Origin of the sequence: Vibrio sp. 10N.222.48.A3, assembly GCF_041475345.1 — a bacterium.
GTDB lineage: Bacteria > Pseudomonadota > Gammaproteobacteria > Enterobacterales > Vibrionaceae > Vibrio > Vibrio tasmaniensis_A.
The window spans coordinates 1-7,258 of record NZ_JBFRVX010000170.1; the positions used below are offsets into that span (position 1 = coordinate 1).

The following is a 7,258-nucleotide window of genomic DNA, read 5'->3' on the forward strand; positions in this document are numbered from 1 at the left end:
ACAGACCTTTCTCAAATCAGTACTGATGATTGGGATGGTTTAGTTCTGATTTCAGATGAAGCACAACCAAAAGGTTACGCCGACTTAAAAAATAAAACCGTACTGTGGCGACCAAAATCGCTTGTACTTGGAATAGGTTGTGACCGCAATACTCCTTTGCATGTATTGAAAGCAGGTATCGATGTTTTCCTGACTGAATATAACCTAGCAAAAGCCAGTGTTTCAGCTTTCGCCAGTATCGCTTTAAAAGCAGATGAAAAAGGTATTTTAGAACTCTCGTCTGAAAGCCAAATTCCTTTCCACACTTATTCAGCCGAGCAACTCGACGGCGTTGAAGGGATTGAAAACCCATCAGAATACGTCAAGAAAGTCACAGGCGTATCATCGGTTTCTGAAGCGGCCGCGCTAAAGCACGCTAAGCGAGATCAACTATTGGTACCTAAGTGGAAGTTCAAACAAGACGGTTTCAACATGACTTTGTCTTGTACTCGCATCGAATACGATGAACCCCTCGCCAAGAAGAAGTGGAAAAACTGGCTAGATGAAAACGTCAAAATCAACCTTCACGGTAATGAAGTGGTAGATGGTTTTCAGTGTAAGCCTAAGCATGTCGATTTAAACCGCCCGATGCTCTACCACCGCCATCACGTATTGCTATGTGAAGGTGGCCGCTGCGCGAAAGAAGGCAGTAAAAACCTTGCACACGATCTTAGACAGGTACTTAAAACGCTCAATTTTTCCGACGGTGAACAGCGCATCAAGATAAGCCGTACACACTGTGCGGGCACCTGCAGAAACCGCGCCGCAATGGTGATTTACGAACGTTTACTAGAACATGAAACACCTGTTAACAACGGGCTTTGGGTTCGAGGTATCGAAGAATTTACCGAGCAAGACTGGAAAGATTTGTTCACAAATTTAGTCGAACGGAAATCATTAAAAGCTTATTTAGATCCTAAGTTTATCGCACCAATTGAAAATGCAGACGGCACTACTGAGCTTTAGAAACCGCTTAGTTTTAAGAACCACTGAACTTTAGGTATCACTGAGCTTTAGGAACATAGTAGGCCAAATACTTTGCAAGCTATGAACATGATGTTTCAAAGCTCACTTTAACCTCATTACCAACATGAGATAACCCGTTTATCTTGTGATATAGATTTGATAAGGACAGCGACAATTATGAAACGACTTCGTCATTATAACCAAGGCACAGCCATTGTACTGAGCTGCTTTGGTAGCGTTGTAGAACAACAACGTTATGAAACTCTCGCAGAGCGCGTACGTCAAAGTTACCCAGATGTGCCAGTGCGTATCGCCACCAGCTCAAAGATGGTGATCAAGAAGCTGGCTCGTAAAGACACGCCATGTTTCAGCCTACCTCAGGTACTCGCCGATCTAGACACACAAGGTTACGAACGTATTTTGATCGTTTCAGTGTACCTATTCCCTACCGATGAACATCGCTACATGACATCAATAGTTGATGGCTTCAAGCAATTCTCATTGGCGCGCATTGAACAAACACCAGCGATCATGCATCACAGCCAATTAACGACCAATTTGCTTTCGGCTCTCCATGATCGTTTTGCTCCACAAGATCATTTCAACGTGTTCGTTCACCACGGTGCGCCTATGCTAGATAACCCAGGTCACCAATCGGTCCATTACTGTGATGATCTACTCGGCAAATTATCGCAACGCAACTTCACTTGCTCGCTCGAAGGCGCATGGCCATTTAAGTTAGTGAAAAATGAAATGGTTCGCCGCATTAAAGAGCAATATACAGGCCAAGGTCGACCGCTTCTTAATCTAGTTCCACTACTGCTTGTATCGGGTAACCACTTCATCAACGATCTTAAAGAAATTAAAGAGATGCTGGCAGAAGACGCTGACGTTCAAGTGGCAGAGCCAATCCAAGGTGACAAGTTCTGCATGCTCGATATGCCAGAACTGTTACAGATTATCGATAAGCAAATTAAAGAAGGCTTAATTCGTTTAGGTGCACCAGAGGAAGATAAATAATCATGGCAAAACTAACACTGGTAGGCTTAGGGCCTGGCGCAATAGACCTAGTCACACCCGCAGCGCAACAAGCGGTAAAGAATGCAGATGTCGTTGCAGGCTACAAGCCGTATGTAGAATCAATCAGCACACTAATCGACACTCAAGAAGTCATTCAAAGTGGTATGACTCGCGAATGGGACCGCGCTCAAGCCGCAGTAGAAGAAGCAGCAAAAGGTCGAGAAGTCGTATTGGTATGTTCTGGGGATTCTGGCATGTACGCGATGGCGCCTTTAGTGCTTGAATTATTGGAACAAAACGCAGAATTAAACGCACAAGTTGAACTGGATATTATTCCGGGCATCACCGCGGCTAACGCCTGTGCTTCTTTAGTTGGTGCACCTCTTGGTCACGATAGTTGTACCATTTCTCTGTCTGACTTATTAACGCCTTGGGAAGTGATTACCAAGCGGATTGAAGCCGCGGCAATGGCTGATTTTGCGATTACCTTCTACAACCCTCGCTCTAAAAAGAGAACTCAGCACATTGAAACTGCACGTGAAATCCTTTTGGAACATCGTGACCCAAATACTCCCGTTGCTATCGTGAATGCTGCGTATCGTGATGAGCAAAAAGTCACACTGACAACACTGGCTGAATTTACCAAAGTGGAATTTGGTATGAACGCCGCGGTCGTGATAGGTAACAGCAACAGCTACCGATTTGGTGATTGGATCGTAACACCGCGTGGCTACACCAATAAATATCAACTGAAAGACGGCAAGGTACTAGAAGGTCAAAAACGTGGCCATTCATTAAAAGTTGAACCTAAACCAGAATCAGTGACGGAAGAGGCAAACTAGTATGACGGTATTTTTTATCGGCGCAGGGCCGGGTGACCCAGATTTAATCACAGTGAAAGGCGCACGCTTAGTTGAAGAGTGCCCTGTGATTGTTTACGCAGGCAGTTTAGTGCCAAAAGCCGTCATCGATCGCGCTCACCCTGATGCACTGGTCTATAACTCCGCTGACATGGATCTTGATGATCTAACCAATGTGTACCTAACCGCACACGAAAAAGGTCAAAACGTTGCACGCGTTCAAACTGGCGATCTTTCAATTTACTCGTCGCTTGCAGAACAAACACGTCGCTTGAACGAACTTGGCATTGATTGGAAAGTGGTTCCGGGCGTCTCCTCTTTCCAAGCGAGTGCCGCAGCTCTTGGCCAAGAACTGACGCTACCTGAAAAGTGCCAGACCATTATTCTTAGCCGAGCATCAGGTCGAACGCCTGTTCCTGAAAAAGAGAATCTACGCGCCCTTGCCTCTCACGAAGCAACACTGTGTTTATTTCTTAGCGCAACATTAATTCGTAAAGTGGTTCGTGAATTATCAGATGTTTACCCGCAAGATTGGCCAGTGGCTGTCGTTGAAAAAGCCAGTCACCCTGAACAGCGAATATTCCGTGCTACATTGGGTACGATCGCCCAAGTTATGCATGATGAAGGGATTCGCTCCACCGCGATGATCATCGTCAGTAAAGTGCTAGGCGACAATGATTTTGTTGACTCTAAACTCTACGATCCGACCTTCTCACACGCTTGCCGAAAAGCACGTGTCGTTGAAGAGGGTGTAGTTGAAAGTGGAACATTGGAAGACGATAAGAGCGCAGACTAACCTCGCTCATTAGCTGTTGATTGGTTTATGCGTTTATTCATTTTCACTATCCAGTCAGCAGCATTATTTGGCAGATATGATGATCTTTTTTGATTTAAATTTTGGTTATTCAAGTTTAGCGATCGCGCTAATGATGATCGCAGCTTTGATGCTTGATCACTTACTAGGTGAGCCTAAACGATTTCACCCTTTGATCGGTTTTGGCTATGCGGTTGAGAAAATCGAGAAGCTGTTAAACCGAGCCACTAAATTCTCAGGTTTGATCGCATGGATAGCTGCGACTGTTCCATTGTGCTTACTCAGCTTTTGGCTACAACATACGCTACTAAGCATGGGGAACACATTAGGCTTTTGGCTATTTAATATCGTGGTTCTGTATATCGCGATAGGTCAACGTAGCCTGCTTGAGCACGCCCAGTGGATCCACCAGCCGCTGAGCCAAGGTGATCTTGATTTAGCGCGAGAGAAAGTTGGTTGGATCGTTAGCCGTAATACTGAAACCATGGATCAACGCCAGATCACGTCATCGACGATTGAGTCGGTATTAGAGAATGGTAACGATGCGATCTTCGGCACTCTATTTTGGTTTGCACTGCTTGGGGCTCCAGGGGCATTACTGTTCCGATTAGTGAACACACTTGATGCGATGTGGGGCTACAAAAATGAACGCTGGCTAGAATTTGGCTATGTGGCAGCAAAAGTAGATGATGTGATGGGCTGGGCACCTGCGCGCTTAACCGCACTTAGCTACAGCCTTTTAGGCAACACTAAGTTGGCTCTGAAATGCTGGAAAGAACAAGCTAAACATTGCTCGAGTCCAAACGGTGGCCCCGTAATGACATCAGGTGCCGGCGCACTACAAATCATCATAGGTGGCGATACGTATTACCACGGAAAACTTGTGAAAAAACGTCCGATGGGAAAAGGTAATATTGCGACTTTAGAAGATATTCCACGAGCCATATCTTTGGTCCAAAAAACCAGTGTGCTTTGGGCCATCGTAATGCTACTGCTTTCTCTTTTAACTCTTTGTTTATTTTGATTTCATGTCTATTTTAACTCTTTACTTTAAGTACGCTAATGACGATTAAACAACACTCAACCTCAAACGAACTTCCGCATCACGGTGGTAAGTTAATCGAGTTTTCATTGCGCTATCAAAGGCCAATCGAACAATGGGTCGACCTTTCAACTGGAGTAAGCCCGCACCACTACCCTATACCTGAAATCCCTGCATCGGTATGGAATCGGCTACCAGAAGACGATGATGGCTTAATCACAGCCGCGCAAACCTACTATCAAAGTGATGCCTTGTTACCCGTAGCTGGCAGTCAGGCAGCCATTCAATCGCTACCTCATATGATTGCAAAGACACAGCCAACATTGACGTACATCCTATTGCCTCATACGGGTTACAAAGAACATCAACATGCGTGGCAGCAGTACGCAGAACAAAGCATACAAGCCGTCATATTCGACTTTTACCTACACAAACCGACAATCGAACAGCTGAAAACGGCAGACGTGGTCGTAGTGATTAATCCCAATAATCCAACCGCACTGAATGTGCCACCAAGTGAAGTACTGACTTGGCTAAATCATATCCAAGATCATTCAACGCTCGTGATTGATGAAGCGTTTGTAGACTGTACTCCTGAGCTTTCAGTGTTACCAAGTTTCCCAACAGGAGTACCTGACAATCTAATAGTCCTGCGATCAGTGGGTAAATTTTTTGGGCTGGCAGGGATTCGCGCAGGCTTTTGTTTTGCCTCGCCATTGCGTTTAAATATTCTTAAACAACACCTTGGACCTTGGACACTCAGTGGCCCAACTCGCTATGTCACCACACATGCCTTACTCAACTCCAATTGGCAAAAGAAAAACCGCCAACGCCTACATGAAGAGGCTCAGCGTATGAACCAACTCTTACAACTACATTTTGGCCAAATGGCGGGCTCGGTAAAAATAACATCACAGATACTCTTTCACCGAGTTGAAATTTCAGATTCGGCATCATGGCACCATCAGCTCGCCAAGTTAGGGGTTTTTACTCGTCATTGTGATGAAAACGATGCACTTCGTTTCGGGTTACCCGCCAACGAATCACAATGGCAAGCGCTCACTCGCGCACTCGAACAACTCAAGGAATAATTATGTCTACAGCTTATTGTTCTGCCCTAGTGGTAGGCGCACCTTCTTCTGGAAGCGGAAAAACAACCGTGGTCGCCGCTCTAGCAAGAGCTTTGGTTCAACAAGGAAAGAAAGTTCGAGTATTCAAAACTGGGCCTGATTTTATTGATCCACAATTTCTATCTATTGCATCAGATACACCCACTTACCAATTGGATTTGTGGATGTGTGGTGAAGCGGAATGCCAACACTTAATTTATCAAGCAGCCCTAGAAGCGGATGTGATTCTAATTGAAGGCGTAATGGGTATGTTTGATGGCAAATGCTCAAGTGCTGATATTGCCGCTAAATTTAACCTTCCGATGTTAGCTGTTGTCGATGCTGGCGCAATGGCACAAACCTTTGGAGCCATTGTAAATGGCTTATCGACATTCCGTGATGACGTGGATGTATTTGGTGTAGTTGCAAACCGCGTAGGTTCTGAACGTCACGCTGAAATGCTAAAAGAAAGCCTAAAACCTGAAACCGAGTTTTGTGGTTGGTTACCAAAAGACATGGATTTGTCGCTGCCAGAACGCCACTTAGGTTTAGTACAAGCACAAGAGTTAGATGACATAGAAGAGCGACTTAATCACGCAGCCAAGCTACTACTAGAACATGGTGATATCCCATTACCAACAGCACAAGCATTTGAAAAACCAAAGCAAGCACTACCAGCCAGACATGAATCATTGACTGGTCATACAATTGCAGTAGCTCGTGATAATAGCTTTGCTTTCTTGTATCAAGCCAACCTTGATTTGTTGATCGAATTGGGGGCAAAACTGTCATTTTTCTCACCGCTTGCACATGATGATTTACCAGTGTGTGACGCTTTGTATTTACCAGGAGGTTATCCTGAATTACATAAGGATAAGCTAGCGCTCAATCATGCGTTGAAGCAGCAAATCATCACACACATTGAACAAGGAAAACCTTGCCTAGCCGAATGTGGTGGCATGCTATACCTCAACAAAGCATTGACTGATACAGAAAGCCAAACAGAAAACATGGTTGGCGCGTTAAATGCCAAAGCGACTATGCAGAAAAAGCTAGCCGCGCTAGGGATCCTAGAAGCTAATTTCAATGGTCAAATGCTGCGTGGTCATACTTTCCATTATTCAAAAACAGACAGTAAAGAAACCGTACTAACTCAGCCTGAATCTCAATATGGTAGGCCAACCGATCCTGTTTGGATAAAACAAAGCACCATCGCTTCTTATGCACATTGGTACTTCCCGTATAACCCTGATTTGGTAGCGAAAATATTCAAAGGAGCACTTTATTAAGTATGGGCGAAAAAATACGCCTTGAACGCTTTCAATAGGGCGTGTTGATCTTTCGAGCTGATTTTTGCAGCGAGTTGCTGGGTATTTATACAAGGCAGAGACTTTGATGTGTAGCTAGC

General features: G+C 44.8%; 7 protein-coding genes. All 7 read left to right on the plus strand.

Going from position 1 to position 7,258, the window contains the following annotated elements:
* Positions 1-1,005 (plus strand): cobalamin biosynthesis protein (locus AB4653_RS06135; RefSeq protein ID WP_372103590.1); only part of this gene is annotated, 1,005 nt, incomplete at its 5' end.
* Positions 1,006-1,182: 177 nt separating this feature from the next.
* Entirely contained in the window at positions 1,183-2,025 is an 843-nt protein-coding gene (locus tag AB4653_RS06140; RefSeq protein ID WP_102258163.1) for a sirohydrochlorin cobaltochelatase, read from the plus strand.
* Positions 2,026-2,027: 2 nt separating this feature from the next.
* Positions 2,028-2,867 (plus strand): precorrin-3B C(17)-methyltransferase, encoded by an 840-nt coding sequence (gene cobJ / locus AB4653_RS06145; protein ID WP_017097272.1) that lies wholly within the window; start codon positions 2,028-2,030, stop codon positions 2,865-2,867.
* A 1-nt stretch (position 2,868) separates the two neighbouring features.
* On the plus strand, positions 2,869-3,681 hold the full coding sequence (cobM, locus tag AB4653_RS06150) for a precorrin-4 C(11)-methyltransferase (protein WP_102258162.1): 813 nt from the start codon (positions 2,869-2,871) through the stop codon (positions 3,679-3,681).
* Between the two features lie 76 nt (positions 3,682-3,757).
* A complete protein-coding gene (cbiB, locus tag AB4653_RS06155; protein WP_012604821.1) occupies positions 3,758-4,723 on the plus strand; it encodes an adenosylcobinamide-phosphate synthase CbiB in 966 nt (321 codons plus the stop codon).
* Positions 4,724-4,761: 38 nt separating this feature from the next.
* A complete protein-coding gene (locus tag AB4653_RS06160) occupies positions 4,762-5,832 on the plus strand; it encodes a threonine-phosphate decarboxylase (RefSeq protein ID WP_102258161.1) in 1,071 nt (356 codons plus the stop codon).
* A gap of 2 nt (positions 5,833-5,834) precedes the next feature.
* Complete coding sequence (locus AB4653_RS06165; RefSeq protein ID WP_102258160.1) at positions 5,835-7,139, plus strand: cobyrinate a,c-diamide synthase; 1,305 nt, start codon at positions 5,835-5,837, stop codon at positions 7,137-7,139.
* Positions 7,140-7,258 lie beyond the last annotated feature (119 nt).